A 24,986-nucleotide genomic window follows, 5' to 3' on the forward strand; every position below is an offset into this window, starting at 1 on the left:
CTTAACCGACTCGCAACCCTACACACGACGCGCCGGGCTCGCCGCCTGGCACGGCGGGATACGCACGCCCGTACGCCTGCACTAAAACGATTTCCACTGGAGGACGACATGCAATTTCTCGACGATTCGCTGCACCCGGAAAACCAGGACAAGGTGGTCATCACGGTCGCGCCGTATGGCCCGGAATGGATGCCCGCCGATTTTCCGGAGGACATTCCGGTGACGATGGACGAGCACGTGCAGAAGGCCGTCGACTGCTACAACGCAGGCGCGACGGTGCTGCACCTGCATGTGCGCGAACTCGACGGCAAGGGCAGCAAGCGGCTGTCCAAATTCAACGAGCTGCTCGGCCGGCTGCGCGAAGCGGTGCCCGACATGATCCTGCAGGTTGGCGGGTCGATCTCGTTCGCGCCGGAAGGGGACGGCGCGGAAGCGAAATGGCTGTCCGACGACACGCGCCACATGCTCGCCGAGCTGACGCCGAAGCCCGACCAGGTGACGGTCGCGATCAACACCGTGCAGATGAACATCACCGAGCTGATGAACCGCAAGGACATCGCCGGCACGTCGCTGAACGAAGCCGCGCTGTGGGACGCGTACCGCGAGATGACGGTGCCGGCCGGCCCCGGCTGGGTCGACGAACACCTGCGTCGGCTGCAGGCGGCCGGCATCCAGCCGCATTTCCAGCTGACCGGCATGCATGCGCTCGAAACGCTCGAGCGGATCATCCGGCGCGGCGTCTATCGCGGCCCGCTGAACGTCACGTGGGTCGGCATCGGCGGCGGGTTCGACGGTCCCAATCCGTACAACTTCATGGAATTCGTGCGGCGCTGTCCGGACGGTGCGTGCATCACGCTCGAATCGCTGATGAAGAACGTGCTGCCAATCAACACGGTCGCGATGGCGCTGGGCCTGCATCCGCGCTGCGGGATCGAGGACACGATCATCGACCAGAAGGGCAACCGGATGACGTCGGTGCAGCAGGTCGAGCAGTGCGCGCGGATCGCACGCGAACTCGGCCGCGACATCGCGACCGGCAAGGAAGCCAAGGCGATCTACCGGATCGGCGTGCAGTACGACGGCATCGACGAGACGCTCGCGCAGCTCGGGATGGCGCCGAACCGCCGGCCGGGCCAGGTGAGCGTGCCGCTGCGCGCGGCCTGACGCGCTGCGCATCCGGGCGGCCCGCCAGCGCGGCAGCCGCCTGCCGATCGTTGTGGCGCGGCACCCACCCCTGCGCATGATGCAGGGCGGACTCCGGTCGACGGAGCGGGGCCGCGCAAGCCGCGCCGGCGCATTGCCGCCCCGGTGCCGGAGGAGACACGCATGTTGATTCATCATGTCGAGCCGTCGCTGCAGGACCTGACGGCCACCGAGCGGCGCGCGCCTGCGTATGCGTGGCTCGTGTTCGGACTGACCGTCGGGCTGCTGCTGTCGGACTACATGTCGAGGCAGGTGCTCAACGCGGTGTTTCCGCTGCTCAAGCACGCGTGGGCGCTGTCGGACACGCAGCTCGGTTCGCTCTCCGGCGTCGTCGCGCTGCTGGTCGGATTGCTGACGTTTCCGCTGTCGGTCCTCGCCGACCGCTTCGGGCGCGTGCGCAGCATCGTACTGATGGCCGCGTTGTGGAGCGTCGCGACACTCGGTTGCGCGCTGTCGACCAACTACGCGGAAATGCTGGTCGCGCGCGGCCTCGTCGGGCTCGGTGAAGCCGCGTACGGCAGCGTCGGCGTCGCGCTGATCCTCAGCATCTTTCCGGCCCGGCTGCGCGCGACGCTGACCGGCGCATTCATGGCAGGCGGCGCGTTCGGCTCGGTGTTCGGGATGGCGCTCGGCGGGCTCGTCGGTGCACATCTCGGCTGGCGCTGGTCGTTCGGCGTGATGGCCGCGCTCGGCATCGTGCTGCTCGTCGCGTATCGCAGCGTGGTGACCGAGCGGCGGCTCGCCGCGTGCCGCATCGAACCGTGCCGGCGCGACGCCGACGCGCCGCGCGACCTGCGCGGCAGCGTGCGTGCGCTGATGTCGGGGCTGTTCGCATCGCGCTCGGTGATCTGCGCGTATCTCGGCAGCGGCCTGCACCTGTTCGTGCCGGGCGCGCTGTTCGCGTGGCTGCCGAGCTACCTGAACCGCTACTACGCGATGGCGCCCGACCGCGCGGCCGTGCTCGCGGCCGGCTTCGTGCTGATCGCGGGTGTCGGGATGGTCGGCTGCGGGATCGTCACCGACCGCGTCGGGCGCGCCGACGGCTCGCGCAAATGGCTGACCGCGATCGCCTATTGCGTATTGACGGGCATCTGCCTCGCGATCGCGTTCCGGCTGCCGCCGGGGCCGCTGCAGCTCGCGCTGATTTGCGCGGGCATGCTGGTCGGCGCGGGCGCGTCCGGCGCATCGGGTGCGATGGTCGCGAACCTGACGCCGGCCGCGATCCACGCGTCGGCCTTCGCGACACTCACGCTCGCGAACAACCTGCTCGGCATGGCGCCGGGCCCGCTGCTGACGGGGTGGGTCGCCGATCGCGCCGGTCTCGTCGGCGCACTTCAATGGATTGCCGTCGTGCCGCTCGCGGCCGCCGTGCTGTTCGCAATCGGACGCGCAAGTTACGCGGCCGATCTCACGCGCGTCGAACGTGAACGGCGCGCGTCTCAACTTTCCTGAACCACCCCGGAGGCAGCATGACCCTGGCGACCGCGCCCACCATCCTGATCGTGCCCGGCTTGCGCGATCACGTCGAAGACCACTGGCAGACGCATCTTGAACGGCGCTTGCCGAACGCGCGCTCCGTCGCGCCGCTCGAAGCCGACAAGCTGAGCCGCGCCGCACGCGTCGCGGCACTCGATGCGGCGCTCGCCGAGATCGACGGCCCGGTGATCCTGGTCGCGCACAGCGCGGGCGTGATGATTACCGTGCACTGGGCGCGTCAGGCCACGCGCGCGATTCACGGCGCGCTGCTCGCGGCGCCGGCCGATCTCGATAGCCCGATGCCCGCCGGCTATCCGTCGCCCGACGCGATCGACGCACATGGCTGGACGCCCGTGCCGATGCAGCGGCTGCCGTTCCCGAGCATCGTCGCCGCGAGCCGGAACGATCCGCTCGCGCGCTTCGAGCGCGCCGAGGCGTTCGCGGCCGGGTGGGGCAGCCAGCTTGTCGATCTCGGCGAAGTGGGGCACTTGAACCCGGCGTCCGGCTACGGCGAGTGGCGTGATGCGGAACGGTTGATCGAAGAGGTGAGGACGCTGGGTGAAGACGACTCACGCGTGAGGAACTGATACTCGGGCATCGTTTGCCGTCCTCCGGCCGTTTTCGTCCATTCATCGGACGCCATGAATGACAGCGACGCGACCGCTACATCCGATTGACGAATATTCAGTCGATCGCTGTCGTTTTTTTGGGGCGGAATGCTGTCATGGATACCAAACGAAAGGTGCTGTACGGCGTTGAGTTGAAACCCCGCACGATCGTCCGTCCCACCAACAAGGTCAAGGCTTCGTCCGAAGCCGAGAAGAGCGACGTGCTACGCGCGGCGCGAAAAGTCATTTCCGAACACCGCGATGTGTCGATCGCTCTAAAGGGCCGCTGATTGAGCGGACCGGCCCAACGCTGACGGCACCGAGCCAGTCGGAGGCCCGTTGAATCCACTTCGCCAGGATTGACCCAATGGAGATATGACGTCGCAAGACGACAGCGTGCCCAGCCGCGATCCCCGGCCTATCTTGCCCGGTAACCAAATTATCATCCACCGGAAGGTGTTTGTCAGGGAAAGTCCCGCCCCGGGCTGCTCGGGTTTTTGTTGACCGACATCGTATAACGCCGTCATGATTTCCTGAAAAGAAAGGTCCCATCCACCGACCGAAGTGAGGAGACATGAACACCACCACGATCGCTCGCCGTGTCCGCCGGATCGCACTCGCACTGGGTTTCACGCTGTCTGCCGCGGCGGCCGTCGCGGCTCCCGTGTCGCTGAATATCGTCGATGTGGCGGGCAACCTGCAGCTCACGCAGAAGGCCATCGAGGCGTTCCGGGACAAGAACCCGACCCTCGTGTCGAATGTCACGTTCACGAATGCGCCGGCGCCGCAGCTGCCGGGCAAGATCAAGGCGATGCAGGCGGCGGGGCGCTCCGACATCGACCTCGTGCTGACGGGCACCGACGCACTCGCCGCCGGCATCGAACAGAACCTGTGGCTCAAGCTCCTGCCCGACGACGCGGCCGCGTTCCCCGGCGTGCTCGACAGATACGCGCCCGGCCCGCGCAAGATGCAGGACCTCGCGCAGGGCTTCGGCCTCGAAGTCACCTACATGCCGGCCGGCCCGCTGCTCGAATACAACCCGGCGAAGGTCAGCGACCCGCCGAAGACGCCCGATCAACTGCTCGCCTGGTGCAAGGCGCACCCGAACAAGCTGATCTACGCGCGCCCGGCGAACTCGGGCCCCGGCCGCACGTTCCTGATGGGGCTGCCGTACGTGCTCGGCGACAAGAATCCGCAGGATCCGATCAACGGCTGGGACAAGACCTGGGCGTTCCTGAAGGCATTGAACGACTGCGTGCCGTACTACCCGGGCGGCACGTCGGCGGTGATGAAGGAGCTCGGCGAAGGTACGCGCGACATGACCGTGACCGTCACGGGCTGGGACCTCAACCCGCGCGCGCTCGGCATCGTGCCGGCCGAGTTCAGGATCCAGGCGTTCGACAACATGACGTGGGTCAACGACGCGCACTACATGGTGATCCCGAAGGGTGTGCCGAAGGAAAAGCTCGACGTGCTGTTCAAGCTGATGAACTTCCTGCTCGAACCGGCGCAGCAGGCCATGACGTACGACGACGGCTACTTCTATCCGGGCCCGGCGGTCAAGGGCGTGACGCTCGAGATGGCCCCCGCGCACAGCCAGGAAGTCGTGCGCAAGTTCGGCCGCCCCGAGTACGCGAAGCTGCTCGCCGAGCGCCCGCACGTGCAGCCGCTCAGTGCGCAGGCGATGGTTGCCGCGTTCCAGAAATGGGATCGCGAGATCGGTTCGCAGAAGTCGAAGTGACGCCTGAACCGGCGGGCGCCACGGCGCCCGCGTCGATGGAGTTCGCGCAATGAAGCACAGTTTCGAACGGTTGCGGCTCGACGGCGTGTGTCGCAGTTTCACCAATGCGCAAGGCGCGCAGGTCGCCGCGCTGAACGGGCTCGATCTCGAGATCCGGCGCGGCGAATTCATCGCGCTGCTCGGCCCGTCGGGCTGTGGCAAGTCCACCGCGCTGAACTGCATCGCGGGGCTCCAGCCGCTGACGAGCGGTGGCATCTGGCTCGACGACACGCGCATCGACGTGCTGCCACCCGAGCGGCGTGGCTTCGGGATGGTGTTCCAGAACTACGCGCTGTTTCCGCACATGTCGGTGCTCGACAACGTCGGCTTCGGCCTCAAGATGCGCGGCATGCCTAAGCAGGAAGCGCGGCGGCGCGCGCACCAGGCGCTCGAACTCGTGCAGCTCGTCGGCCACGAGGGCAAGCTGCCGGGGCAACTGTCGGGCGGGCAGCAGCAGCGCGTCGCGATTGCGCGCGCGATCGTGATCGAGCCGCCGCTCGTGCTGATGGACGAACCGCTGTCGAACCTCGACACGAAGCTGCGCATCGAGATGCGCGCCGAGATCCGCCGCATCCACACGCAGCTCGAACGCGCGACGATCTACGTGACGCACGACCAGGACGAAGCGTTGTCGATGGCCGACCGCATCGTCGTGATGAAGGAGGGCGTCGTGCAGCAGGTCGCGTCGCCGAAAGACGTCTATACGCGCCCGCACAACCTGCACGTCGCGCGCTTCATGGGCTACCGCAACGTGCTGCCGTTCGCGCTCGAAGGAATGGCCGGCGATCACGTCCGGGTCGCCGCCGGCGGCGTAGAGCTCACGGGCGTACCGATGGCCGGCTTCGACGCGAAGGATGTCGTGGTCGCGCTGCGCCCCGACGACATCGAGCGCGCGGACGAAAGCGGCGACAACGCGTTCGACGCGACCGTCGAAACGGTCGAATACGGCGGCCGCGACTCGCTGATCCGTGCGGTCACGCCGTTCGGCGCGATCTGGGCGCGCGTCGCCGGCGAATTCGCGGAAGGCGAGCGGTTGCGGCTGCGCATCGCGCCTGCGCGTACGCTCGTCTACGCAGCGGAGCCGACATGAGCACGCTCGCGTCCGGCACGCCGCGCGACGCGAAGGCCTGGCTCGTCACGCCCGCGCTCGCGTTCATCGCCGCGCTGTTCATCTATCCGTTCGCGTACGGCCTCGTGCTGTCGTTCCAGCCGGTGAACGGCGGCGGCGCGCTCGCGAACTACGTGCAGTTCTTCACCGATACCGCGATGTGGCCGACCGTGCTCGTCACGCTGAAGCTCGCGGTACCTGCCACGCTGCTCAACGTCGGCATCGCGGTGCCCGTCGCGTTTGCACTGCGCCGCCATTCGCCGTACCAGAAGTTCGTCACGACGCTGCTCGTGATTCCCGTCACGCTCGGCACGGTGCTCGTCGCCGACGGGATGCTCACGTATTTCGGGCCGAACGGCTGGTTCCCGCAGGCGCTGCAGGGGCTGCACCTGTACACCGACGAAGTGCGCCTCACGCACAACTACTGGGGCGTGCTGCTGTCGCTGATCGTGTCGGGCTTTCCGTTCGCGTTTCTGCTGATGCTGTCGTACATCAGCGGCATCGACCCGACGCTCGCGCGCGCAGCGGCCACGCTCGGCGCGAACCCGTGGCAGCAGTTCCGGCAGATCTACCTGCCGCTGCTCGTGCCGGGGCTGACGATGGCTGCGTGCCTGTCGTTCGTGCAGGCTTTCTCGGTGTTCCCGTCGGCCGTGCTGCTCGGCGCGCCGGCCGGGCCGACGCGCGTGATCTCGATCGCGGCGGCCGAAGCCGCGTTCGAGAGCTACGACTATTCGCTCGCGTCGGCGATCGCGATCGTGATGGGCTTCGTCCAGCTGCTGGTGGTCGCGTCGATGCTCGGCGCGCGCCGCTTCTTCTATACGGGCGCGGTGACGGGAGGCAAGGGCTGATGGCGACCGACAACCATGCCGCTCGCGCGTGGCCGCCGAAACCCGACGCGCCCGACGCACGGCCCGTCGACGCAGGGAAACCGCACCGGATGAAAAGCAACCTCGCCGGTCGTGCGTGGAAGGCGCTCGTCTGGGGGCTGATGGCGTTCTTCCTGCTGAACGTGCTGCTGCTGATCGCGACCGTCGCGGTGAACTCGGTCGCGACGCGCTGGTTCGGCACGCCGCTGCCGCAGGGCTTCACGCTGCACTGGTACGCGAAGGCGTGGGAGGACTTCCAGCTCGCGAGCGTGCTGTGGGTGACCGTCGAGGTCGTCGGCGCGGTCGTGCTGCTGTCGATCGCGCTCGGCGTGCCGGCCGCGTATGCGCTCGCGCGCGTGCAGTTCCGCGGCAAGCGCTTCGCGCTGCTGGTGTTCCTGCTGCCGCTGATGGTGCCGCCCGTCACGTACGGGATTCCGATGGCGACCGTGATGTACAAGGTCGGGCTCGCCGGCACGCTGCCCGGCGTGATCCTCGCGAACCTCGTGCCGGCGCTGCCGTTCGTGATCCTCGTGATGACGCCGTTCATCGAGCAGATCGACCCGAACCTCGAAGCCGCCGCGCGCATCTTCGGCGCGAACACGTGGCGCTATTTCCGCTACGTGCTGCTGCCGCTGCTGGTGCCCGGCATGCTCGCGGCCGGGTTGCTCGTGCTGGTGCGCACGATCGGGATGTTCGAGCTGACGTTCTTCACCGCGGGGCCGAGCACGCAGACGCTCGTCGTCGCGCTGTATTACGCGGTGTTCTCGACCGGCGTGCGCGCGCCGCAGTCGATCGACGCGATGGCGATGATCTACATGGCCATCACGCTCGTATGGGTCGTGATCGCGCTGCAGTTCGTGAGCCCGACGCAGCTGGTCAGCCGCGTGAAGCAGGAGCGCCAGTAGGCGAGGGCGTCGCACGGTCGTGCCGGGCATCCGTGCAATTGGTTACAAATGGATACCGCGCCCGGCGCGCGGACGTTGCAGACTACGCGGCGTTCCCCCGATCGACGGATATCCATGAAGTTTCACACGCTGCTGACACTCGCCGGCGCATCGACGCTGCTGGCTGCCTGCAACCTGCTCCACGACGGCCCCGGATCGGGCGACGTCGACGCGGCCGTGCGCCACGCGCTCGAGGCGGAAAACCACGGCGGCCTGAACGCGCTGTTCGGCCAGCCGCTGCCGGTCTCGGCCGATGTCGTGTCGGCCAAGCCCGACGGCGACTGCAAGAAGCTCGGCGATCGCACGTACTCGTGCGATGTCGTCGTCACATGGCGCAATGCCGATTACTCGCCGTCGCGCGCGAACCTGACCTTCGTGAAGGCCGCCGACGGCTCGTGGCAGACGTCGGGCGTCGATGCGGCGCTCGTGACGGGCACCGCGAAATCGCTGATCGACCACATCGGCAAGGCGTGGCCGGGCAATGCGGCAAGCGGCGCGTCGGCGCCGCAGTGACGCACTGACGCGCCGGCGGCCAGTCTTCTTTCCCTTCTCCCGGTACGCGGCCTCGTCCTGGCGGGCCGCACCGTCTCGCGATTCGCGCTAAAAAAGGGCGCGAGCATCTGGCCCGATCTCGATTGAATGCATTCTCGGTATGCGGGCTGGCTTATAGGGAAAACCCTTATTTCGAGATATAATCACGGCCTAAGAGAAAGGTCGAACCATGCCTGAACGTTTCCAAACCCTTGAAAAATTTGTGTTTTCCCTCGTCGTGATGTCCGCCGTGATGTGCTCGGCATTCCTCGCGTACGAGCGTCACCCCGAGATCAAGATCGCGCTGCACGAAGGCGAAGCGCTGATGCGCGAGAGCGCCAAGTACTCGGTCATCTGCTCGCCGTCCAAGGTCGATCCTTGCGTCGAGATGTCCGCATACTGAGTGTCGTTTCGGCGTTGCCCCACGTCATCGTCGGTCTGAATTCCCTGAAGTAGCGCTCATCAGGTATTCGGAAACCGGTCGCGAGACAGGGCCGATGCACGAACCCGTTACGTGCCGAGTCGCTGGCGTAAGCAGCGCCCGAATTCAGCCGGCCCCGCTTCGAGCAATCGAGCGGGGCCGTTCTGTTTTTGCGTGCGGCGCTACACGACATGCCGCGGCTCGCCGCCGACGAACGCGGTAACGTTGTCGACGAGTTGATCGGCGAGCGCCTGCATCGCCTCGTCGCTCGCCCACGCGACATGCGGTGTCAGGATGAACGCCGGATGCGACAGGATCGCGTGGAACGGATGCGTGGCCGGCAGCGGCTCTTGCGTGACCACGTCGAACCCCGCGCCCGCGATCTGCCCCGACTGCACTGCGTCGACGAGCGCGCTTTCGTCCACGAGCCCGCCGCGCGCGGTATTGATCAGCAGCGGCCGGCGCGCCATGCGCGCGAACGCGTCCGCATCGATCAGGTGCCGCGTCGCGGGCGTGAGCGGACAGTGCAGCGTGATCACGTCGCTGTCGCGCAGCAGCGTGTCGAGCGGCACATGGTCGCCGCCCGAGGTCTCGCCGTGCGCCGCGAACAGGACGCGCATGTCGAGCGCACGGGCGATGCCGGCCACCGCGCGGCCGAGCACGCCGTCGCCGACGATCCCGAGCGTCGAGCCGGCCAGGTCGCGGATCGGGTGATCGAAGAAGCAGAACTGTCCGCTGTCGAGCCAGCGTCCCGCGCGCACCGCGTCGCGATAGGCAACGAGACTGCGGCGCAGCGCGAAGATCAGCGCGAACGTGTGCTCCGGCACCGTGCGGACCGCATAGCCGCGAATATTGCTCACGACGATGGCGCGCGCCGCACACGCATCGAGATCGACGATGTCCGTGCCGGTCGCGGCGATCGCGATCATCCGCAGTTGCCTGGCATCGGCCAGCGCCGCCGCGTCGAGCCGCACCTTGTTGGTCACGACGATGTCCGCGTCGCCGATGCGCGCGGCGATCTCGTGCGCGGCCGTCCGGTCGAACGTCTGCATCACGTGCGGAAACGGGAACGGCTTCAGCACGGTCTGCGGCGACAGCGTCGCACGGTCGAGAAACACGATCTTCGCGGGAGAGGAATCAGAAAACATGGCGGGTCTCGCTGACAGGCGCCCGGTGGCGCGAAACGGCTTCGATTCTGCCGGCGGCGCGCGCATCGTCGTTTGACCGTTGCGCGAGCGCGCTTTCCCGAATGGAAAGGCTGGCTCCCCGCACGACCGCCGTCGCGACGCACGTGCCGCCGCGCGCCTTTCCGTTTCGGAAAGGCTGGTTGAGCATCGATCGATTTTCGCGGCGCGCGAACGCCGTCATGATCGCCGTCATCGATCCCACGATTTCATCGGAGACAGCCATGACACGACCTCTCGACGGCATTCGCGTGCTGGAACTCGGCCAACTGATCGCCGGGCCGTTCGCGGGCCGGATGCTCGCCGAATTCGGCGCGGACGTGATCAAGGTCGAGCCGCCCGGCGTCGGCGATCCGCTGCGCAAATGGCGGCTGCTGCACGACGGCACGTCGGTCTGGTGGGCCGCGCAGTCGCGCAACAAGTCCTCGCTCACGCTCGACCTGCGCACGCCCGAAGGGCAGGACGTCGTGCGCCGCCTCGTCGCGGAGACCGACGTGCTGATCGAGAATTTCCGGCCCGGCACACTCGAAGGCTGGGGGCTCGGCTGGGACGCGCTGTCCGCGATCAACCCGGGGCTCGTGATGCTTCGTGTGTCGGGCTTCGGGCAGACGGGCCCGTATCGCGACCGCCCCGGCTTCGGCGTGATCGCCGAGGCGATGGGCGGCCTGCGGCACCTGACCGGCGAGCCCGGCCGCACGCCGGTGCGCGTCGGCATCTCGCTCGGCGATTCGTTGTCGGCGCTGCACGGCGTGATCGGCGTGCTGCTCGCGCTGCGGCATCGCGAACAGCAGGGCGGCAAGGGGCAGGTCGTCGACGTCGCGCTGTACGAATCGGTATTCAACCTGATGGAAAGCCTGTTGCCCGAATACGCGGCGTTCGGCGCGGTGCGCGAGCCGGCCGGCAGCAGCCTGCCCGGCATCGCGCCGACCAACGCGTACCGCTGCCGCGACGGCAAGTACGCGCTGATCGCCGGCAACGGCGACAGTATCTTCCGGCGCCTGATGGAGCTGATCGGCCGGCCCGATCTCGGCAACGATCCCGCGCTCGCGCGCAACGACGGGCGCGTCGCGCAGGTCGAGCGGATCGACGCGGCGATCGGCGCGTGGAGCGCGCGCCACGATCTCGACGCCGTGCTCACTGCGCTGAACGAAGCGCGCATTCCGTCCGGGCGTATCTACGACGTGGCCGACATCGCGGCCGACCCGCATTACCGCGCACGCGACATGATCGTCGACGCGGCGCTGCCCGACGGCACGCCCGTGCTCGTGCCGGGCATCGTGCCGAAACTCGACGCCACACCCGGGCGCATCGACCGCCCGGCGCCCGCGCTCGGCGCGGATACCGACGCGGTGCTCGCGTCGCTCGGCATCGATGCCGCGACGCGCGGCGACTGGCGCACGCGCGGCGTGATCTGAACCGGACCCAGGAGACGACGACATGAACGGGCAACGCAAACGGCTCTATATCCACGAAGTCGCGACGCGCGACGGTTTCCAGAACGAAGCGGCCTTCGTCGACACCGACGACAAGATCGCGCTCGTCGACGCGCTGAGCGCGTGCGGCTACGCGAAGATCGAGGTCACGTCGTTCACGTCGCCGAAGGCGATCCCGGCGTTGCGCGACGCGGAGGCCGTGATGCACGGCATCGTGCGCGCACCGGGCGTCGTCTATACGGTGCTCGTGCCGAACGTGCGCGGCGCCGAGCGCGCGCTGTCGTGCGGCGTCGACGAAGTGAATCTCGTGATGTCGATGAGCGAAAGCCACAACCGCGCGAACCTGCGGATGACGCGCGAGCAGTCGTTCTCGCAGTTGCGCGACGTGATCGACGCCGTGCGAGGCTCGCAGGTCGCGATCAACGTATCGCTGTCGACCGCGATGGGGTGCCCGATGGAAGGCGACGTGCCGGCCGAAACGGTGCTCGCCTGGATGCAGCGCTTCGCCGATCTCGGCGTGCACGGCTTCACGCTGTGCGACACGACGGGCATGGCCTTTCCGACGCAGGTGCGCGATGTGGCCGAACGCGCGCGCGAGCGCTTCCGCGCGCTGCAGCTCACGCTGCATTTCCACAACACGCGCGGGATGGCGCTGGCCAACACGCTTGCCGCGCTCGACGCCGGCATCGACCGCTTCGACGCATCGCTCGGCGGGCTCGGCGGCTGCCCGTATGCGCCGGGTGCGACCGGCAACGCGTGCACCGAGGAACTCGTGCACATGCTCGAACTCGACGGCTACGATACGGGCATCGACCTCGCGGCCGTGCTCGCGGCGTCGGCACGGCTGCCCGCGCTGATCGGGCACGATGTGCCGAGCCAGATCCTGAAGGCCGGGCGCCGCTCGGACCTGCATCCCGCACCGCACGCCGACGCCGGCGACATGCCCGCGCAACGCGCGTTTTCATGAACAACAGGAGCGACATCCATGGCGTTGATTGACCACCTCGACCATCTCGTACTGACCTGCGTCGATCCGGACAAGACGAAGCATTTCTACACCGAGGTGCTGCAGATGCAGCTCGAAACGTTCGGCGCCGGCCGGCTCGCGTTCCGCTTCGGCAACCAGAAGATCAACCTGCACGTGCGCGGCGCCGAGTTCGAACCGAAAGCGCATGTGCCGGTGCCCGGCGCGCTCGACCTGTGCTTCATCGCATCGGTGCCGCTCGACGACGTGATTGCGCACCTGCAGCGCGTGGAATGGCCGATCGTCGAAGGGCCCGTCGAACGCACGGGCGCGACGCAGAAGATCCGCTCGGTCTACGTGCGCGATCCCGACCTGAACCTGATCGAGATCTCCGAGCTGATCTGACTCGGGCGACAACAGGCGGCGCGTCCATCAGTACACGGCGTTCGCAGTCCTTCGCCGAAAGCGGACAGGCGGACGCCGCGCCCGCCGATTCCGGATAGCAGGCCGCGGTCACGCTGCGGATAATGGTGCAACGGCGTCGGCCCGGCCGACGCCTTGGCAACGCGCACGGCGAAGCTGTCCCGCGCATCCGCAACCCGACCCAGGCGCTCCCGAATGACGATCCTCTATCGCGGCATGGACCGCGCGGCGCTCGACGCCGCCTACCTGAACACGAAGGCTGTTGCCGATTTCCCGGCGCTGCTCGCGTCGTGCCAGGCCCGTAGCGTCGCGCTGTACGACGCGACGCCCGGCCGCCGCAACCTGCGTTACGGCGCGCAACCCGCGCAACGCTTCGACTGGCTGTCGTGCGGGCAGCCCGGTGCGCCGCTGTTCGTGTTCATCCACGGCGGCTACTGGCAGCACTGCACGAAAGAGGACTTCGCGTATGCGGCGAGCGGGCCGCTCGCGCGCGGCTTCGACGTCATCCTGGCCGAATACACGCTCGCGCCGATCGCGACGATGACCGAGATCGTCGCCGAGATCGGCACGCTGCTCGATCATCTCGCCCGCGACCCCGACGGCCTCGGCACCGTGCAGCGGCCGATCCACCTGAGCGGCCACTCGGCGGGCGGCCACCTGACGGCCATGCATCGCGCGCATCCTGCCGTCGTGTCGGCGCTCGCGATCAGCCCGCTCGTCGATCTCGAACCGATCTCGCTGTGCTGCCTGAACGACAAGCTGCAGCTCACCGCGCGCGAGATCGACGCATGCAGCCCGTTGCGTCATGTCGGGCCCGGTGTGCCGACCGTCGTGGCGGTCGGCGACGCCGAACTGTCCGAACTCATCCGGCAGGCAGACGAATACGCGACGGCGTGCGACGCGGCCGGCGAACGGATTGCACGTACGTGGCTGCCCGGCATGAAGCACTTCGCGGTGCTCGACGATCTCGCGCGGCCCGACGGGGCGATGCTCGCCGCGTTGCAGGCCATCGCCCCGCGCTAGCCGCACGCCGTATCGCACGAGTCCGGCCGCGCGTATGATCGGCGTCAGGCCGGTGCAATATGGCGTGCGCCGCACGGCCTTCCCAGGACCCACGACATGGTGAACCCGCTTCATTTCGATCTGCAGTCGCTGCGCGTGTTCGCGCTCGTCGCCGAGCACGGCAGCCTGACGAAGGCGGCCGAACACGGCCAGCTCACGCTTTCCGCGGTCAGCAAGCGGATTGCCGAACTCGAAAGCGTGACCGGCAGCGCGCTGTTCGTCCGGCATGCGCGCGGCGTCGAGCTCACGCCCGCCGGCCGTGCGCTGCTCGATCACGCGACGAAAGTGATCGAGCAGGTCAACCGGATGGCGCACGAGATGAGCGACTACGTCGCCGGCGTGCGCGGCCACATCCACGTGTGGACCAACACGTCCGCGATCGTCCAGTTCCTGCCCGCCGATCTCGCCGCATTCCTCACCGACAACCCGGGCATCAAGGTGAGTCTGGAGGAGCGGCTGAGTCACGAGATCGTCGACGCGCTCGCGTCGGGCAAGGCCGATCTCGGCGTATTCGCCGACAACGTGCCGGCCCCCGGCATCGAGCGGCGGCTGTACCGGCGCGACGAACTCGTGCTGCTCGTACCGCGCACGCACAGGTTCGCCTCGCACGACAGCATCCGCTTCGCGGATACGCTCGACGAGGACTACGTCGGCCTGAGCGACGGCAGTTCGCTGCTCGCGCGCATGACCGACGCCGCGTTCGCGGCCGAGCGCTCGCTGAAGCTGCGGATTCAGGTATCGAATTTCGACGGCGTGAGCCGGATGATCGAAGCGGGGCTCGGCATCGGCGTGCTGCCGCGCGATGCGGTGACGGGCGAGCGCGCGGCACGGCTCGGTATCGTGAAGCTCGACGATGCGTGGGCGACACGCTCGCTGTGGGTCGGCGTGAAGGCGGGTGGCGTGCTGACCACCGATATCGCGAAGCTGTTCGATTTCATGTCGGCACGCTGAATGCGATGAAACGGCGATGCACGGGCACGCTTGCGCGCCACCCCGTGCTGATCGCCGCATTACACCGGATTGATCTCATCCTGGCTGCGCCGCGTGGTCAGCGGCCCGAGCACGCGCAGCGTCACCGCGACGATGCCGAGTGCGACCGAGATCGCGCCGAACATCGCGCCCGCGCCGTAGCTGGCGAGCACCGGCAGCAGCACGAACGGCAGTGCGCCGCTGACGATCCGCGACAGCGCATAGGTACTGCCGATCGCCGTCGAGCGCACGCGTGCCGGGAAGATCTCGGCCTGGTATACGTGATACGCATTACTGAACACGTTCGACGCGCAGGTCGTCAGGAACCCGAAGCCGACGATCAGCACGGTATTGCCCGAATACGCGAAGCACAGCCCGAATACGGCGATCGACAGGATCGACACGATCACGAGCGTGCGGCGTTCGATCCAGTTGAGTAGCGGAATCGACAGCAGCGACCCGATTGGATAACCGATGAACGACAGCGCGATGAACAGCGTGCTGTCCGTCACGTCGAAGCCGCGGCTCTTCACGACCGTGCCGGCCAGCGTGCCGAACCCGTAGTAGCCGAAGCCCTGGAACAGGTGAAAGATCGCGAGCATCACGTAGCGTGCGCCGTACGGTTCACGACGCAGCAGCGCGATGCGCTCGCCGAGACCGAGCGGCCGCTGCGGCTCGACCGGCTCCGCGAACTGCTCGGGCACACGCACGCCGGCGCTTTCCGCGAAACGCCGCAGCGCCGCGTGCGCGTCGGCCGTGCGGCCCTGCGCGAGCAGCCAGCGCGGGCTCTCCGGCAGCCGGTGCTGGACGAGCAGCACGTACACGGCGCCGAGGCTGCCGATCGCGAGAATGATGCGCCAGCCGGCCACGCCGGCCACATTCAGCGGGTTCAGCCACAGCGCGAGAAAACCGACGAGCGGCACCGCGACATACGAAGTCGTATAGGCCCATGCGGCAAGCCGCCCGCGCTTGTCCTTCGGCAGGATTTCGGACAGGAAACTGTCGGCGACGGGATAGATCGCGCCGACGCCGATGCCCGTCAGGAAGCGGCAGGCAACGAGCATGTCGGCGTTCACCGAAAACGCGCCCACCAGCGAGAACGCGCTGTACCACACGAGCGTCAGCAAGAACGCCTTGCGCCGGCCGATGCGGTCGGCGAGGCTGCCGAGGCACATCGCGCCGACGAACATGCCGATGAACGCGGACGCCAGCAGCAGCTTGAAATCGGCGCTTTGCCGGCTCAGCCCGTATTCGTTCTGCAACGCGGAGCCGATCGTGCTGACGAGGAAGATCTCGTACATGTCGAAGAACAGCCCGATGCCGATCACCCAGACGACGAACCGGTGCAATGCACCGACCGGCAGGTCGTCCATGAAATCGCCGAGCGTGATGCGACGGACGGGGAGGGCCGCCGCGTCGGCGCCGACGCCGGAAGAAGCGGCCGGCAGTCGGGCGGACGCAGGTCCACCCGCGTTGCCGCCGAGATCGAGGGATTGGCTGTTCATCGTGTCTCCTGATTTTCGATATGCCGTGGCGCGCGGCCCGGCCGTTTTCGGCCGGCGTGACGCGTCCGGCCACACGACACGGCGGCAGCCATTGCAGGGTCCGGGAGAGGGCCAGATGTGCACGCTGCGCCGATCGTCCGACACATGGTGGGCAAATCGGCTGCGCGTGATAATTGCGGATGTTTCAAGCGTCCTTTCCCGGGCAGAAAGGGTAGGAACGCGCGGCGGCCCGGATTCGCGCGGCAGGCCGTTGCAGCCTGCGTCGCACGCGGTGGTGTACCGAAAGCGGTGCGTCACCCCGCAACCTGACGGACCGGGAAAACCATGAGACCCGTCGCGTGGCCGCCGGTGCAACAGCCGTCGGCAGCGACACGGTCATGCTCGATCGGCCGGCACGAACGCCGGCCCGTGAAACACGCGCAGGGGGGGCCCGTGCGCCAGCGCAAAGTGCTGCATCCGTCGCTGACGAATCGCGCTCTCGAGGCGATGCTGCTGCGCCTGGATCTGCCGCCGCCGACAGAAACACACGCTGTACGGTACGAAGTCCGGGGCGGCGATGTCGTTGTGCGCGCCGGTACGCCGCGTGTCACCGCGGCGTACCGGCGACACGCATCATTTCAGCTCCGGATTCTGCTGCGTCGCGCACGCGCGCAGCGCGGTGACGAGGTCGTTTTTGCCGAGCTTCTCGAACAGATCGGCCATCTCCATCTGCGCGACGGGATCGCCTTCACGCGCCGCACGCCAGCGCAACGACGCGATCATCCCGCTCATGCGCTCGCCGGGCGTTTCGCCGTCGTAGCCCGACATCGCCTGCAGCACGTCCGCGAGCTTGTTGTAGCCGGCCGGCACGTGATGCACGAGCAGCCACGCGATCGCCGGCTGCGCACCTTCCCAATCCTCGTCTTCGAGCGAACTGTTGACCAGGCGCGCGGCCGCGCGCCACGAGCCGAGCGACGCAGCCCTTGCATAGGCCTTGTCGGCTTCTCGGCCACGTGACGACGGCGCCGCGTCGAACGCAGCCTGCGCAGCGGCCGACGGCGGCGGCAGCGCGAGCTTCGTGCATTGGAACGCGCCCGCATCGGGTGCGTTGCCGGGCAGGTCGGCCCAGTGCACCTGGTCCTTCAGTGTGCGATCAAGCGTCGGCCGCACGTCGCTTTCCTTCATCGACGCGAATACCCAGTCGGTACGCACCTGGCGCGCGGCGTCCCAGTCGCTTTCGGCCGAGGCATGTTGCGCGAACGCGAGGCAGGTAGCTACGCAGCCGATCCGGAACAGCTTTCGGGCAGGGGATTTCATCGTGGACTCCGGTCTCAATGCGCGACGATGATGAATGCCGTGAGCGCGATCGGGAGCAGCGCCAGGCCAAGCAGGCCCACAGCGCCATCGGCCGCTATCGTGAGCGGCGACAGCGCGAGCTTCGCGCCCTGGCCGAGCAGCGACGGCCGCTCGATGACCTGGACGTCGTACTCGTGATTGAATGCCTGCGGGAACGACGACGGCGTGACGTCGTTCGGCTGGTAACGCTTGCCGCTGATCGTGCCGCGCTCCGTCAGCTGGTCGCGCTTGTCCTTGAAACCATCGGCGAGCGCACGCTCGCGAAGCTCGGAGCCAGGGGGCGCATCCTTGCGCGAAAGCTGCAACGTGTAACGCCCGGAGATCTTGTCGCCGTGCGTCTCGAAATCGTCGAAATCCGTATACAGCTTGGGACGATAGGGTGCCGTGAGGTTGACGGCGAGGGCCGGCGGCACATCGAAGATGTAGTGGTACTGCTTGCCGATCACGACCAGTTTCTTCCCGTCCGAACTGATCAGGAACGCCGACAGCGTTTCCCGGTATTCCGGGTCCTTCATCATGCGATTGGTGATCGGGCCGATATTGACGTTGTTGCAGCCGGCAAGCATGCCGGCCGCCGCCACAGCGGGCAGCGCGAGGAATGTTCTTCTTTTCATGAATGCTGTGATGGTGTTGTTGGATTTGACAGCGGAGCCGCATGAATGTCGGGCGCAGCGTTCAGTGAACGCTGCGCGCTGACGGCCTTGGATGCGGTTTCTCCGTCCGCTATTCTAGGGGTGAAACCGGAAACCCGATACATGCGGCCAATGCGACGCGCCAAGCTCGCGCGTCGGCCGTCAACAGGAGACAAGCAACATGAATCAACCGACCCATAACCGGACACTGTTGCGCACCCTCGGTATCCGCGCACCGATCGTCCAGGCGCCGATGGCCGGCGTCAGCACGCCGGCGCTGGCCGCCGCCGTGTCGAACGCGGGCGGGCTCGGCTCGCTCGGCGTCGGCGCGACGAACGCCGACGGCGCGCGCAAGATGATCCGCGACACGCGCGCGCTCACCGACCGGCCGTTCAACATCAACGTGTTCTGCCACAGTCCGGCCCACGCCGATGCGGCCGTCGAACGCGCGTGGCTCGACTGGCTCGCGCCGGTGTTCCGCGAATACGGCGCGACGCCGCCCGCGTCGCTGTCGGAGATCTATACGAGCTTTATCGCGGACGACGCGATGCAGGCGATGCTCATCGAGGAAAAGCCGGCTGTCGTCAGCTTCCATTTCGGGCTGCCTGACGCTGAGGTAATCGCCGTGCTGAAGCGCGCGGGCGTCACGCTGTTCGCGGCCGCGACGAATCTCGACGAGGCACGGCAGATTGCCGCCGCCGGCATCGACGCGATCGTCGCGCAGGGCATCGAAGCCGGCGGGCATCGCGGCCTGTTCGATTCGACCGCGCACGACGATCGGCTCGGCACGTTCGCGCTGACGCGCCTGATCGTGCGCGAATGCCCGCTGCCCGTGATCGCCGCCGGCGGCATCATGGACGGCGAGGGCATTGCCGCCGCACTCGCGCTCGGCGCGCAGGCCGCGCAGCTCGGCACGGCGTTCGTCGCGTGCCCGGAGACGTCGATCGACGACGGCTATCGCCGCGCGATTCTTGGCGACGCCGCTCGACGGACGACGTTTACATCAGCGATCTCGGGCCGGATCGCGCGCGGCATCGCGAACCGGCTGACCGCGCTCGGCGACACCCCGGACGCGCCGGCCACGCCCACGTATCCGATCGCCTACGATGCAGGCAAGGCGCTGCACGCGGCCGCGAAAGCGAAGGGCGAATTCGGCTACGGCGCGCAGTGGGCCGGACAGGCGGCGCCGCTGGCACGCGCGCTTCCTGCCGCCGAGCTGTTCGCCACGCTCGAACGCGAAACGCGCGCGGCGATCGAGCGGCTGCAGCACGCACTCGACTGATCGCGCGAGCCGCAGATTTGCAACGTTCTGTATCTGACAGAAACGCGGATACAGCGCGATACAAGCGCCGCGCGCGGGTTCGCTATAAAGCAGGCATGACCTCTTCCGGAGTCCATCATGTCTGCAACGTGGTTCAAGGGATCCTGCCATTGCGGGGCCGTCAAGTTCGAAGTCCGGGCGGCCATTACGCCGGCCGTTCGCTGCAACTGCAGCCTGTGCCGCCGCCGCGGCGCGCTGATGAGCCCGATGTTCGCGGCCGCCAACCTGAACATCATCGAAGGCGAGGGCGCGCTCACGTGCTACCGCTTCAACACGCGCACGGCCCGTCACTATTTCTGCAGCCGGTGCGGCGTCTATCCGTTCCATCAGACGCGGAAAGACCCGGCATGCTGGCGCGTCAATCTCGGCTGCCTCGACGGCATCGATCCGTATGCGCTCGACGCGACGATCGCCGACGGCGCGAGCCTGTCGGTCGTGGAGGACGCATGAAACGCTGGCTGATGATCCTGCTGTTTGCCGCAGGCGGGCTCGCGACCGAAATCGCGCATCCGGTGCAATGCTCGCTGCTGTCGGTCAGCCGTCAGCCAACCGGCAAGCGCCGCCGGCAGGGCTGAGGTCACATCGGTTCATCGAGAACGATTATCATGCTTCCGATAAGATCGTATGCGATATATAATGCGATCGTCTGCGACCGTTCACGTCGCTGGAGGAAGCCCATGAAACCGACCGAAGCCCCATCGCCTGCCGCGCCGAAGCTGTCCGAATTCCTGTGTTTTGCGATCTACTCGGCGAACCTCGCTTTCGGCAAGGCGTACAAGCCGATCCTCGACGAGCTCGGCCTGACGTACACGCAGTACATCACGATCATCGCGCTGTGGGAGCAGGACAACCAGACCGTCGGCCAGCTCGGCGAGAAGCTGTTCCTTGAATCCAATACGCTGACGCCGATCCTGAAGAAGCTCGAAGCGATGGGCTACCTGGAGCGGCACCGCGATCCGTCCGACGAACGCCAGGTGCTCGTCAGCCTGACGAAGAGCGGCCGCCGCGTGCGCGAGAAGGGGCTCGACATGAATCTGGTCGAAGCCACCGGGTTGAAGCCGGACGAATTCGCGAAGGTGCAGAAGGCGATCGTCACGCTGCGCGGCAACCTGATCCGTTCGACCGAAGCGTAATCAGATGAACCATCGGCGGCCGGCGCGTGCCACGCGTCGGCCGCATCGTCATGCGTGCGCGTCGCCCAGCACCAGCAGGCGCATCTCGCGACGCACGACGAAACCGAGCGAGACGTAGCGCTCGATCGCCACCTGGTTCGTCGTGAGGACGTGCAGGAAAGGCGTTTCCGAGCGTGCGCCGATCGACGCAATCAACGACCGGATCAGGCGCGCCGCGAGACCTTGCCGCCGGAATGCGGCCTCCACGCACACGGCGCTGATCTCCGTATACCCGTCGAGCTGCATCCGCTCGCCGGCCATCGCGGCCAGCCGGCCTTCGCTGCGTACGCCGATGTAGCGGCCGAGCTCGAACGTGCGCGCGCCGAACGGGCCCGGCTGCGCCGAGGTGGTCAACGCGAGCATGTCGGGCACATCAGCTTCGCCGAGCGTGACATGCGCCGACTCATACGCCGGATCAGGCGTTCCTTGCCAGACCATTTGCAGCAATGTCGCGCGCCGGATGACCGGCAATCCCGCAGGCGGCTCGATCTCGTTCGGCGTGACGAGGGCCGTTGGCCCGTGCGCGGCGACCAGTTCGCGCAGCGCGTCGAACGAAGCCGCGCTCGTGTCGGCGATCGCGGCGAATGGCGCAATGGCCGCCGGAAACCGCCACGCGCGGTCATTGCCGATTGCAAAGCGGCGCTGCTTGCCCGTGAGGGCGTTCCAGACAACCCGGTCGAGCACGTGCGTATCGCCTGTCGTGGTACCGGTCGTAGCATCCCGCATCGGGTGCTCCTCGATTGATGGTGGGGTGCCGCACAGCATAGACCGGTTCGGTCGCGCAGGTCGCACTGTCGATCCGGATTCCGTTACCCTCAATAACAAAAGCGCATGCGATTACATCGCATGCGCTTTTTGCGACTGAGATTGGCGACTGTTTTCGTCGCGCGACGCTCAATGGCCGAAATAAATCGAGCGCTCGGCCGTGCGAACCACGTTGCGGCTGCCGGATTGCGTCGCGCTGCCGGCGTCGCTGCCGTAGCCGGCTGCCTGCGTGTCGGCCGCGACGGCGCCGCTGTCGTGAATCCGGCTCAGCGCCGCCTGGATATTGTCCGGATAGTTCGGATCGTTGGGGCGGTTCGGCAGGTAGCCGGCCTGCTGCAACGCGGCCAGTTCCGCCCGCACCTGCGCGCGCGTGACGGTGCTTTCGCCGGCGAACACCGGGGTGGCGACGGAAGCCGACACGGCAACGAGGAGGGCTGCAATCAGTTGGGTCTTCATCATTTACCTCGACAGGGGAAACAGGGTTTCAGAAGTTGCGCACCGCACGCCGGCCATCGGCGCCGCTCGCGGTTTCATTCAATGGCCGAAGTAGATCGAGCGCTCGGCGATGCGCGTCGCAGGCCGGTTGCCTGACTGCGTCGTGGCCTCGGTGTCGCGGCCATAACCGGACGATGCGGACGAATCGGCCGCCACCGCATCGTTCGCGTGAATGCGCGTCAATGCGGCCTGCAGGTCGTCCGGGTAATGCGGGTCGTTTGCACGGCCCGGGCGATAGCCGGCTTGTTCGAGCTGGACGAGTTCGGCACGCACCTGCGCGCGGGACACGACGGCCTGGTCGGCGAATGCCGGTGCAGCAGCGGAAGCGGAAACAGCGACGAGCAGGGCAGCGATCAATTGGGTTTTCATCATTCACCTCGATAAAAAAGGAACCGGGAATTCGGACGGGCGGCGTTCGGCCGCCCGATACAACGTTCAGTTGATACGGATATCGACGTCGATGTTGCCGCGCGTCGCTTTCGAGTACGGGCAGGTCTGGTGCGCGGCATCGACGATCTGTTGCGCGACGTCGCGATCGAGCCCCGGCACGCTCACGTTCAGCCGGGCCTGCAGGAAGTACGCGTTGCCGCCGGTGCCGAGATCCACTTCGGCGTCGACCGCGAGATCGGCCGGCAGCGTGACCTTCGCGGCACGCGCCGCAAGCTGCATCGCACCGATGAAGCAGGCCGACCAGCCGGCTGCGAACAGCTGTTCCGGGTTGGTGCCGGTGCCGGCGCTGCCCGGCGACGACAGCTGGATGTCGAGGCGGCCGTCGGAACTGCGCGCCGCGCCGTCGCGGCCGCCGGAAGTCGTATGCGTCTTGCCCGTGTACAGCACTTTTTCGATCTTGCTCATCATTTACTCCGTCAGTTGAGGTTTGTTTCAGATGCGATTCGATCGCATGCGATGCAGTTTGGTCGCGGCGACCGCTTACATCAAGCGCATTCGATTAAATCGCATGCGATATTTTGTATTTCAATGTATCTGGAACGTGTCGAGCCTTTCTGGATAAGGATTTCGAGTGATCGCCCCCTGATATCGAACGGATCGATGAACGTGCCGGATTCAGGGCAGGGCACACGAAAACGCCCGCGAGACGGGATGACCGACCCGCAGGGCGGCCGCTCCATCATGCTGCGTCGATCTCGGCGATCACGACGAGGATCACGGCCGCATCGGCCGGCAACTGGCGCTGGGAGAACGCCGAACGCGCATGTCCGGCCTTCTCGCCGAGCACGGCGGCGAACAGGTCGGATGCACCGTCGACCACGGCCGGCTGCCCGAAAAAGCCGTCGGCCGAGCTGACGTGTCCCTCGACGCGGACGATCTTGCGCAACCGGTCAAACCCGCCCAGATGTTTGCGAATCTGCGCAAGCACATTCAGCGCCGCCAGCCGCGCCGCGAGCTTGCCTTCGTCGACATTCAACTGCTCGCCGACGCGGCCGGTGTAGGCGACCTTGCCGTCGACGAGCGGCAGTTGGCCCGACACGAACAGCAGGTTGCCGGCTTCGCTGACGGCCGTATAGCTGCCGAGCGGAGTCGGCGGTTCGGGTAACGCGAGGCCGAGTTCGGCCAGTTTCTGTTCGATGGTCATGTCATGCTCCTGGTGGAAAGTGGTCCGGGTGATCGGTGTTGCCTGTCAGTCACTGTAGTTAGGCGACCGAAGCCGGTAAATGTCAGCGGCGCAATTGATTCGGGACGCCATGTAACGAATCACGCGCGCGGTGTTGGCTGGTTTCCCGCGCAATATTCATGCACACTCGTCGCTCCATCGCGCGCCATACGCCGAAGACGGCAGGAACCGCCCCATGCAACGTAAATTCGACGACCTGCTGCTGGGCAGCATCGAGCTGTTCTGCCTCGCAGCCGAACTCGGCAGCTTCACGCTGGCGGCCACCGCGGCGAGCGTCACGCCGGCCGCAGTCAGCCGGTCGGTCGCGCGGCTCGAAGAGCGTCTCGGCGTGCGGCTGTTCGTACGCACGACGCGGCAGATTCGCTTGACCGACTCCGGCCGGCGCTATTTCGAGCAATGCCGCGATGCGCTGTCGCAACTCGTCGACGCGGAACGCGAAGCGACCGGCCAGCAGGCGACGCCCGCCGGCGTGCTGCGAATCAGCATGCCGACGCCGTACGGGCACTATCGCGTGCTGCCGCTGTTGCCCGCGTTCCGCGAGCAGTATCCGGACGTGCGCGTCGAAACCCACCTGAGCAACCGCAACATCGACTTCGCGGAGGAAGGCTTCGATCTCGCGATCCGCGGCCGCGCGCCGGCCGATTCGAACCTGGTCGCGCGCAAGCTGGAAGATGCCGAACTCGTGATCGTCGCGACACCCGGCTACCTGAAGCGGGCGGGCACGCCGACCGCGATCGACGATCTGCATGCGCACGAATGCATCCAGTTCGAACTGCCGAGCAGCGGGCGGCCGATTCCATGGCTGTTCGACGACGGATCGGACGAACTCGACGTCGCGACCACCGGCAGCTACGGCACATCGGGCGACGTTCTGGCCGGCGTGACGCTCGCACGCAGCGGTGCGGGGCTGTTCCAGACCTACCGTTTCATCGTCGAACAGGACCTGAGCGCCGGCACGCTGGTGGAAGTGCTGCCCGGTCTCGGCGGCCGGTCGCGGCCGTTCATGCTGCTGTACCCGCATGCGCGCCATCTGTCGTCGCGCGTGCGTGTGTTCGTCGACTTTCTCGTCGAGCAACTGGCGCGTGCGCCCGCCAGGCAGGCGGGCAAACCACGCGCCAGGCGAGCTGCCGTACCGCGCTAGGCCGGCTCGGCGCCC

The 24,986-nt window shown here is 67.1% G+C and carries 30 protein-coding genes; 20 read left to right on the forward strand and 10 right to left on the reverse strand.

Annotation, left to right across the window (positions count from 1 at the left end; translation table 11 throughout):
• Window positions 1-108: 108 nt before the first annotated feature.
• The 10 genes from KEC55_RS08565 to KEC55_RS08610 all read left to right on the forward strand — a co-directional run bounded on the left by KEC55_RS08565 (window position 109) and on the right by KEC55_RS08610 (window position 8,919).
• On the forward strand, window positions 109-1,164 hold the full coding sequence (locus KEC55_RS08565) for a 3-keto-5-aminohexanoate cleavage protein (RefSeq protein ID WP_282504977.1): 1,056 nt from the start codon (window positions 109-111) through the stop codon (window positions 1,162-1,164).
• 162 nt (window positions 1,165-1,326) lie between these two features.
• Entirely contained in the window at window positions 1,327-2,655 is a 1,329-nt protein-coding gene (locus KEC55_RS08570; protein ID WP_282504978.1) for an MFS transporter, read from the forward strand.
• 17 nt (window positions 2,656-2,672) lie between these two features.
• On the forward strand, window positions 2,673-3,266 hold the full coding sequence (locus KEC55_RS08575) for an RBBP9/YdeN family alpha/beta hydrolase (protein WP_282504980.1): 594 nt from the start codon (window positions 2,673-2,675) through the stop codon (window positions 3,264-3,266).
• A 137-nt stretch (window positions 3,267-3,403) separates the two neighbouring features.
• A complete protein-coding gene (locus KEC55_RS08580; protein ID WP_282504981.1) occupies window positions 3,404-3,577 on the forward strand; it encodes a hypothetical protein in 174 nt (57 codons plus the stop codon).
• A gap of 284 nt (window positions 3,578-3,861) precedes the next feature.
• A complete protein-coding gene (locus tag KEC55_RS08585; protein WP_282504983.1) occupies window positions 3,862-5,028 on the forward strand; it encodes an ABC transporter substrate-binding protein in 1,167 nt (388 codons plus the stop codon).
• 49 nt (window positions 5,029-5,077) lie between these two features.
• Complete coding sequence (locus tag KEC55_RS08590; RefSeq protein WP_282504985.1) at window positions 5,078-6,157, forward strand: ABC transporter ATP-binding protein; 1,080 nt, start codon at window positions 5,078-5,080, stop codon at window positions 6,155-6,157.
• Window positions 6,154-7,023, forward strand: coding sequence for an ABC transporter permease (locus KEC55_RS08595; RefSeq protein ID WP_282504987.1), 870 nt, complete (start codon window positions 6,154-6,156; stop codon window positions 7,021-7,023). The genes KEC55_RS08590 and KEC55_RS08595 overlap by 4 nt, the downstream gene beginning before the upstream one ends.
• Window positions 7,023-7,946 (forward strand): ABC transporter permease, encoded by a 924-nt coding sequence (locus tag KEC55_RS08600; RefSeq protein ID WP_282504989.1) that lies wholly within the window; start codon window positions 7,023-7,025, stop codon window positions 7,944-7,946. Before KEC55_RS08595 ends, KEC55_RS08600 begins: the two co-directional genes overlap by 1 nt.
• Window positions 7,947-8,060: 114 nt before the next feature.
• Complete coding sequence (locus KEC55_RS08605; protein ID WP_282504990.1) at window positions 8,061-8,498, forward strand: hypothetical protein; 438 nt, start codon at window positions 8,061-8,063, stop codon at window positions 8,496-8,498.
• Window positions 8,499-8,706: 208 nt separating this feature from the next.
• Window positions 8,707-8,919 carry a hypothetical protein gene (locus KEC55_RS08610; RefSeq protein ID WP_047900698.1) on the forward strand — a complete coding sequence of 71 codons (213 nt, stop codon included), beginning with the start codon at window positions 8,707-8,709 and terminating at the stop codon, window positions 8,917-8,919.
• A gap of 200 nt (window positions 8,920-9,119) precedes the next feature.
• Here KEC55_RS08610 and KEC55_RS08615 read toward each other — a convergent pair whose 3' ends face one another.
• Window positions 9,120-10,085, reverse strand: coding sequence for a D-2-hydroxyacid dehydrogenase (locus KEC55_RS08615; protein WP_282504993.1), 966 nt, complete (start codon window positions 10,083-10,085; stop codon window positions 9,120-9,122).
• Window positions 10,075-10,347: a hypothetical protein gene (locus KEC55_RS08620; RefSeq protein ID WP_282504994.1), complete on the reverse strand. Its 273-nt coding sequence runs from the start codon at window positions 10,345-10,347 to the stop codon at window positions 10,075-10,077. Before KEC55_RS08620 ends, KEC55_RS08615 begins: the two co-directional genes overlap by 11 nt.
• Here KEC55_RS08620 and KEC55_RS08625 point away from each other — a divergent pair.
• The 5 genes from KEC55_RS08625 (at window position 10,346) to KEC55_RS08645 (ending at window position 14,954) form a co-directional block, all read left to right on the forward strand.
• Entirely contained in the window at window positions 10,346-11,536 is a 1,191-nt protein-coding gene (locus tag KEC55_RS08625) for a CaiB/BaiF CoA transferase family protein (protein WP_282504995.1), read from the forward strand. The genes KEC55_RS08620 and KEC55_RS08625 overlap by 2 nt on opposite strands.
• Before the next feature lie 22 nt (window positions 11,537-11,558).
• Window positions 11,559-12,521 (forward strand): hydroxymethylglutaryl-CoA lyase, encoded by a 963-nt coding sequence (locus KEC55_RS08630; protein WP_282504996.1) that lies wholly within the window; start codon window positions 11,559-11,561, stop codon window positions 12,519-12,521.
• Between the two features lie 18 nt (window positions 12,522-12,539).
• On the forward strand, window positions 12,540-12,923 hold the full coding sequence (locus KEC55_RS08635; RefSeq protein WP_282504997.1) for a VOC family protein: 384 nt from the start codon (window positions 12,540-12,542) through the stop codon (window positions 12,921-12,923).
• A 213-nt stretch (window positions 12,924-13,136) separates the two neighbouring features.
• Window positions 13,137-13,964 (forward strand): alpha/beta hydrolase, encoded by an 828-nt coding sequence (locus KEC55_RS08640; RefSeq protein ID WP_282504998.1) that lies wholly within the window; start codon window positions 13,137-13,139, stop codon window positions 13,962-13,964.
• A gap of 96 nt (window positions 13,965-14,060) precedes the next feature.
• Window positions 14,061-14,954: a LysR family transcriptional regulator gene (locus tag KEC55_RS08645; protein WP_282504999.1), complete on the forward strand. Its 894-nt coding sequence runs from the start codon at window positions 14,061-14,063 to the stop codon at window positions 14,952-14,954.
• A gap of 59 nt (window positions 14,955-15,013) precedes the next feature.
• Here the strand turns inward: KEC55_RS08645 and KEC55_RS08650 are convergent, their stop codons facing one another.
• The 3 genes from KEC55_RS08650 to KEC55_RS08660 form a co-directional block, all read right to left on the reverse strand.
• A complete protein-coding gene (locus KEC55_RS08650; protein WP_282505000.1) occupies window positions 15,014-16,477 on the reverse strand; it encodes an MFS transporter in 1,464 nt (487 codons plus the stop codon).
• A gap of 612 nt (window positions 16,478-17,089) precedes the next feature.
• Window positions 17,090-17,773, reverse strand: a complete 684-nt coding sequence (locus KEC55_RS08655) for a hypothetical protein (RefSeq protein ID WP_282505001.1) — start codon at window positions 17,771-17,773, stop codon at window positions 17,090-17,092.
• A gap of 14 nt (window positions 17,774-17,787) precedes the next feature.
• Window positions 17,788-18,426: a 5-formyltetrahydrofolate cyclo-ligase gene (locus tag KEC55_RS08660; RefSeq protein WP_282505002.1), complete on the reverse strand. Its 639-nt coding sequence runs from the start codon at window positions 18,424-18,426 to the stop codon at window positions 17,788-17,790.
• A gap of 199 nt (window positions 18,427-18,625) precedes the next feature.
• Between KEC55_RS08660 and KEC55_RS08665 the strand changes: the two genes are divergently transcribed.
• The 4 genes from KEC55_RS08665 (at window position 18,626) to KEC55_RS08680 (ending at window position 20,898) form a co-directional block, all read left to right on the forward strand.
• On the forward strand, window positions 18,626-19,726 hold the full coding sequence (locus KEC55_RS08665) for an NAD(P)H-dependent flavin oxidoreductase (RefSeq protein ID WP_282505003.1): 1,101 nt from the start codon (window positions 18,626-18,628) through the stop codon (window positions 19,724-19,726).
• Window positions 19,727-19,843: 117 nt separating this feature from the next.
• Window positions 19,844-20,215 carry a GFA family protein gene (locus KEC55_RS08670; RefSeq protein WP_282505004.1) on the forward strand — a complete coding sequence of 124 codons (372 nt, stop codon included), beginning with the start codon at window positions 19,844-19,846 and terminating at the stop codon, window positions 20,213-20,215.
• Window positions 20,212-20,340 (forward strand): hypothetical protein, encoded by a 129-nt coding sequence (locus tag KEC55_RS08675; protein WP_282505006.1) that lies wholly within the window; start codon window positions 20,212-20,214, stop codon window positions 20,338-20,340. The genes KEC55_RS08670 and KEC55_RS08675 overlap by 4 nt, the downstream gene beginning before the upstream one ends.
• A 102-nt stretch (window positions 20,341-20,442) precedes the next feature.
• Window positions 20,443-20,898: a MarR family winged helix-turn-helix transcriptional regulator gene (locus tag KEC55_RS08680; RefSeq protein WP_282505007.1), complete on the forward strand. Its 456-nt coding sequence runs from the start codon at window positions 20,443-20,445 to the stop codon at window positions 20,896-20,898.
• 48 nt (window positions 20,899-20,946) lie between these two features.
• On the opposite strand, the gene KEC55_RS08685 is transcribed toward KEC55_RS08680, so the two are convergent.
• The 5 genes from KEC55_RS08685 to KEC55_RS08705 form a co-directional block, all read right to left on the reverse strand.
• Window positions 20,947-21,663 (reverse strand): GNAT family N-acetyltransferase, encoded by a 717-nt coding sequence (locus KEC55_RS08685; RefSeq protein WP_282507506.1) that lies wholly within the window; start codon window positions 21,661-21,663, stop codon window positions 20,947-20,949.
• A 168-nt stretch (window positions 21,664-21,831) separates the two neighbouring features.
• On the reverse strand, window positions 21,832-22,161 hold the full coding sequence (locus tag KEC55_RS08690) for a DUF4148 domain-containing protein (RefSeq protein WP_282505008.1): 330 nt from the start codon (window positions 22,159-22,161) through the stop codon (window positions 21,832-21,834).
• Between the two features lie 75 nt (window positions 22,162-22,236).
• Window positions 22,237-22,566 (reverse strand): DUF4148 domain-containing protein, encoded by a 330-nt coding sequence (locus KEC55_RS08695; protein WP_282505009.1) that lies wholly within the window; start codon window positions 22,564-22,566, stop codon window positions 22,237-22,239.
• 66 nt (window positions 22,567-22,632) lie between these two features.
• The gene (locus KEC55_RS08700; protein WP_282505010.1) at window positions 22,633-23,052 is read right to left on the reverse strand and encodes an organic hydroperoxide resistance protein; all 420 of its coding nucleotides are present in this window, start codon (window positions 23,050-23,052) and stop codon (window positions 22,633-22,635) included.
• 274 nt (window positions 23,053-23,326) lie between these two features.
• Window positions 23,327-23,791, reverse strand: coding sequence for a RidA family protein (locus KEC55_RS08705; protein ID WP_282505011.1), 465 nt, complete (start codon window positions 23,789-23,791; stop codon window positions 23,327-23,329).
• Window positions 23,792-24,005: 214 nt separating this feature from the next.
• On the opposite strand from KEC55_RS08705, the gene KEC55_RS08710 reads away from it, so the two are divergent.
• The gene (locus KEC55_RS08710) at window positions 24,006-24,971 is read left to right on the forward strand and encodes a LysR family transcriptional regulator (protein WP_282505012.1); all 966 of its coding nucleotides are present in this window, start codon (window positions 24,006-24,008) and stop codon (window positions 24,969-24,971) included.
• The last annotated feature ends 15 nt before the right edge of the window (window positions 24,972-24,986 follow it).

The sequence above is a fragment of the Burkholderia cepacia genome, assembly GCF_029962485.1.
Lineage (GTDB): Bacteria > Pseudomonadota > Gammaproteobacteria > Burkholderiales > Burkholderiaceae > Burkholderia.

Excerpts from the sequence above, each read along its gene's own strand:
- KEC55_RS08630 (WP_282504996.1), top strand. The coding sequence starts at position 11,559 with ATGAACGGGCAACGCAAACGGCTCTATATCCACGAAGTCGCGACGCGC.
- KEC55_RS08605 (WP_282504990.1), top strand. The coding sequence starts at position 8,061 with ATGAAGTTTCACACGCTGCTGACACTCGCCGGCGCATCGACGCTGCTG.
- KEC55_RS08635 (WP_282504997.1), top strand. The coding sequence starts at position 12,540 with ATGGCGTTGATTGACCACCTCGACCATCTCGTACTGACCTGCGTCGAT.
- KEC55_RS08660 (WP_282505002.1), bottom strand. The coding sequence starts at position 18,426 with ATGAAAAGAAGAACATTCCTCGCGCTGCCCGCTGTGGCGGCGGCCGGC.
- KEC55_RS08620 (WP_282504994.1), bottom strand. The coding sequence starts at position 10,347 with ATGGCTGTCTCCGATGAAATCGTGGGATCGATGACGGCGATCATGACG.
- KEC55_RS08705 (WP_282505011.1), bottom strand. The coding sequence starts at position 23,791 with ATGACCATCGAACAGAAACTGGCCGAACTCGGCCTCGCGTTACCCGAA.
- KEC55_RS08570 (WP_282504978.1), top strand. The coding sequence starts at position 1,327 with ATGTTGATTCATCATGTCGAGCCGTCGCTGCAGGACCTGACGGCCACC.
- KEC55_RS08655 (WP_282505001.1), bottom strand. The coding sequence starts at position 17,773 with ATGAAATCCCCTGCCCGAAAGCTGTTCCGGATCGGCTGCGTAGCTACC.
- KEC55_RS08685 (WP_282507506.1), bottom strand. The coding sequence starts at position 21,663 with ATGCGGGATGCTACGACCGGTACCACGACAGGCGATACGCACGTGCTC.
- KEC55_RS08700 (WP_282505010.1), bottom strand. The coding sequence starts at position 23,052 with ATGAGCAAGATCGAAAAAGTGCTGTACACGGGCAAGACGCATACGACT.
- KEC55_RS08675 (WP_282505006.1), top strand. The coding sequence starts at position 20,212 with ATGAAACGCTGGCTGATGATCCTGCTGTTTGCCGCAGGCGGGCTCGCG.
- KEC55_RS08590 (WP_282504985.1), top strand. The coding sequence starts at position 5,078 with ATGAAGCACAGTTTCGAACGGTTGCGGCTCGACGGCGTGTGTCGCAGT.
- KEC55_RS08695 (WP_282505009.1), bottom strand. The coding sequence starts at position 22,566 with ATGAAAACCCAATTGATCGCTGCCCTGCTCGTCGCTGTTTCCGCTTCC.
- KEC55_RS08600 (WP_282504989.1), top strand. The coding sequence starts at position 7,023 with ATGGCGACCGACAACCATGCCGCTCGCGCGTGGCCGCCGAAACCCGAC.
- KEC55_RS08650 (WP_282505000.1), bottom strand. The coding sequence starts at position 16,477 with ATGAACAGCCAATCCCTCGATCTCGGCGGCAACGCGGGTGGACCTGCG.
- KEC55_RS08580 (WP_282504981.1), top strand. The coding sequence starts at position 3,404 with ATGGATACCAAACGAAAGGTGCTGTACGGCGTTGAGTTGAAACCCCGC.
- KEC55_RS08610 (WP_047900698.1), top strand. The coding sequence starts at position 8,707 with ATGCCTGAACGTTTCCAAACCCTTGAAAAATTTGTGTTTTCCCTCGTC.
- KEC55_RS08615 (WP_282504993.1), bottom strand. The coding sequence starts at position 10,085 with ATGTTTTCTGATTCCTCTCCCGCGAAGATCGTGTTTCTCGACCGTGCG.
- KEC55_RS08690 (WP_282505008.1), bottom strand. The coding sequence starts at position 22,161 with ATGATGAAGACCCAACTGATTGCAGCCCTCCTCGTTGCCGTGTCGGCT.
- KEC55_RS08640 (WP_282504998.1), top strand. The coding sequence starts at position 13,137 with ATGACGATCCTCTATCGCGGCATGGACCGCGCGGCGCTCGACGCCGCC.
- KEC55_RS08680 (WP_282505007.1), top strand. The coding sequence starts at position 20,443 with ATGAAACCGACCGAAGCCCCATCGCCTGCCGCGCCGAAGCTGTCCGAA.
- KEC55_RS08665 (WP_282505003.1), top strand. The coding sequence starts at position 18,626 with ATGAATCAACCGACCCATAACCGGACACTGTTGCGCACCCTCGGTATC.
- KEC55_RS08710 (WP_282505012.1), top strand. The coding sequence starts at position 24,006 with ATGCAACGTAAATTCGACGACCTGCTGCTGGGCAGCATCGAGCTGTTC.
- KEC55_RS08575 (WP_282504980.1), top strand. The coding sequence starts at position 2,673 with ATGACCCTGGCGACCGCGCCCACCATCCTGATCGTGCCCGGCTTGCGC.
- KEC55_RS08565 (WP_282504977.1), top strand. The coding sequence starts at position 109 with ATGCAATTTCTCGACGATTCGCTGCACCCGGAAAACCAGGACAAGGTG.
- KEC55_RS08645 (WP_282504999.1), top strand. The coding sequence starts at position 14,061 with ATGGTGAACCCGCTTCATTTCGATCTGCAGTCGCTGCGCGTGTTCGCG.
- KEC55_RS08625 (WP_282504995.1), top strand. The coding sequence starts at position 10,346 with ATGACACGACCTCTCGACGGCATTCGCGTGCTGGAACTCGGCCAACTG.
- KEC55_RS08595 (WP_282504987.1), top strand. The coding sequence starts at position 6,154 with ATGAGCACGCTCGCGTCCGGCACGCCGCGCGACGCGAAGGCCTGGCTC.
- KEC55_RS08585 (WP_282504983.1), top strand. The coding sequence starts at position 3,862 with ATGAACACCACCACGATCGCTCGCCGTGTCCGCCGGATCGCACTCGCA.
- KEC55_RS08670 (WP_282505004.1), top strand. The coding sequence starts at position 19,844 with ATGTCTGCAACGTGGTTCAAGGGATCCTGCCATTGCGGGGCCGTCAAG.